The sequence below is a fragment of the Chitinophaga sp. genome (assembly GCF_036569125.1).
Lineage (GTDB): Bacteria > Bacteroidota > Bacteroidia > Chitinophagales > Chitinophagaceae > Chitinophaga.
The window spans coordinates 1-2,850 of sequence record NZ_DATCRF010000513.1; the positions used below are offsets into that span (position 1 = coordinate 1).

At 47.9% G+C, this 2,850-nt stretch carries 2 protein-coding genes; both read right to left on the reverse strand.

All coding sequences use genetic code 11. The features are described 5' to 3' along the window. Window positions 1–170 precede the first annotated feature (170 nt). Complete coding sequence (locus VIM87_RS19400; protein WP_331998599.1) at window positions 171–1,826, reverse strand: cyclic peptide export ABC transporter; 1,656 nt, start codon at window positions 1,824–1,826, stop codon at window positions 171–173. 38 nt (window positions 1,827–1,864) lie between these two features. Next, the coding region (locus tag VIM87_RS19405) for a non-ribosomal peptide synthetase (RefSeq protein ID WP_331998600.1) at window positions 1,865–2,850 on the reverse strand (986 nt) is incomplete at its 5' end.

A 2,850-nucleotide genomic window follows, 5' to 3' on the forward strand; every position in this document is an offset into this window, starting at 1 on the left:
CCATTGCATGCAGGTCCGTAAGCAGGGGCTCCGAATAGCGTGTGCCCCTGCCCGGTAGCTCCAGCGGTATAATGGTTAAGGCTTCCGGGGCCAGTTCCGTAAACCGGTAATAGGCGGTTTTACTGCCGCCTGCAAAAGGAAGACAGAATAAATTGATACGCAGCATATACTTATTGTAAGGAAAACGTACGGTCCGTTCTTTGATCTGACAGTACCTTACCGTAACCAAATTTTATAATGCGGTCGCAGCAATGGTAAAAATCATCATCGTGCGTAATGGCTACAATGGTTTTTCCTTCTGCTTTAAGATTGGATAACAGAATTTCATAGAAGTAGTGGCGGAAAGCAGGGTCCTGCTCTGCGGCCCATTCATCCAGCATTATAAACGGGTTCTCTTCCAGCAGGGCATAGATCAGCGCCAGGCGTTTCTGCTGGCCTTTTGACAAATGAGTGTCCAGCATATTACGCTTGTCATCCATCCTTAAAATGCCATTGAGCTTCAATAAGGTTATCAGCCCTGCCAGCCGTTCATTTTCCGGGTTCATATCAAACCCATCATAATTTTCGCCAAACAGATAACCATTGGTGTAAATGGCCGACATACGGTTGCGGTACACTGCCCTGTTATCCTCCGTTACCGGTATATTATTCAGGTAAATAGTGCCTTCCGACGGGCGGTACAAACCGGTGAGCAAATAGGCAAAGGTAGTTTTGCCACTGCCGTTACCGCCTGCTATAAATACGGTTTCATGCTCTTTTATTTCCAGGTTCAGAGGGCCCAGCACAAAGTTGCGTTGCTCCCGGGTGTCAAAGTATTCAAACTTCACCTGCTCAAAACGGATACTGCGGAAAGGTCCAAAGTTGTCCGTTTGTGCGGCAGTGGTTTCCTGTGTAATGTGGGCCTTTACCCTGGCGTTGAACTCATCCAGCCTTTGCAGCGCTATCTTCACATTCGTATAGGTGGGCACCAGGGTAATAAGCACCGCTACTGGCCCCATCAGGTACAGGATGGTGATGAGAAAGGCGGTTACATTTTCCTGGTCCAGGCTGAACATGCGGGGCAGCAGGAACATAATGGCGCCCAGGGTCAGGTACCAGCTGTAGTTGCCGGTAAGCTCATTATCCAGGTAACGGGTGCTGGCTTTAATACTCAGCGCTTTGCTTTCGTTAATGTTCTTTTCCAGGAAACCGGTGTGAATATTTTCATTGCGGGTGAAACGCATTTTTGTTTCCCTGAATCCACCCAGCAGGTCGCCCAGGTATTTCCAGAAACTGTTCTGCATATTCCTGATCTGGTTCAGCTGCTTTTCCACACTCCGGTTCCTGACCAGGTAAAATACCAGCAAACCCGCCATCATCAGCATGATCAATGTTGCGCCAACAACCGACATTAAAAACAGGTACACAAAACAACAGGCTACTGTTATCAGCGCATTCATCATGTTCATGAACACTTCCGGCAAATTGCTAAGCATATTAATATCGCCCATGGCCGTAAACACTTTTTCATTGCCCAGCTTCTCAAACTCCTGGTAGTTGGCATGCTTCAGCTTCCGCAGAATGGAGATCTGCAGGTCTGAGCGGATATCCGTAGTAAGATTAACCATGTAGGTGTGAAACACCTTACTTACGATCAATGATACGGTTACCAATGCCAGGAACAGCAACCAGTCGTACCCGGGCAGGAAAGGCAATGGAGTGCGCGTGATGGTCTTATTGATGAACATCAGCAAGCCTGTATTCAGCAAACCGTTAAAGATGCTCAATATTGCCAGGAACAGGTAAAATGATCTTGACCTGCTAAAAAGGATTTTCAGGAATTCCAATACAATAATTTGAGAGGATGAGTGAATAATTAAACGGCTCAGAGGATCACTTCTTCCATATCCGGAAGGCCTTTCCGGTCACTAAGGGTGCTGATATTCTTCAGCAGCAGGGTGTTTTCTATTTCTGCGGCCAGCTTTTCCACTGTAGGGTTCCTGAAGATGGCTGCTACATTAATATCTGCGTCCAGCTCTTTCTGCAGTCTGAAAACCACCTGCACTGCTTTCAGCGAATGACCGCCCAGATCAAAGAAATTATCTTTAATGCTTACCTGCTCTCGCCCTAATGTTTCTTCCCAGATGGCGCAGAATTTTTTCTGCAATTCCGTGGACGGCGCTACGTAAGCATTATGCGGGGTGCTGATCCTGGTGGGGTCCGGCAATGCGGCCTTATCTATTTTACCATTGATGGTGAGCGGAAACCTGTCCAGCATTATAAAATAGGCCGGGATCATGTAGTCAGGCAGCCACTTTTCCAGGTGGGCTTTCATCTGGTGCTGGGCAACCGGCTGTTTCAGCACCAGGTAAGCAGCCAGGTAAGGCTCCTGCTGCGCATCTTTCCTGTCTGTTACATACGCTTCGCTTACTTCCGGATGTTTCAGCAGCAGCTGTTCTATTTCTCCCAGCTCAATCCTGTGGGCTCTTATTTTTACCTGCCTGTCTTTACGGCCCAAACATACCAGCTCATTATTTTCCAGGCGGCGGCCCATATCACCTGTTCTGAAAACTTTTAATCCCTGCAGGGCAGGCACGGCTACAAATTTTTCTTCCGTTAGTTCCGGGCGGTTCAGGTAACCACGCCCCAGGCCTGCGCCGGCTATGCATATTTCACCGGCTACGCCTTCAGGCACCGGCCGTAACTTATCATCCAGCAAAAATATTCCATTGTTCAGCAAAGGCTGCCCGATCGGCAATATTGCTTTTTCTTTCAGCTGCGTTATGTCGGTTACTTTATAACAGCAGTTATCTACTGCACATTCTGTTAAACCATATTCATTCAACAGCAGCGGCGGTTCCTGTTCCGGAC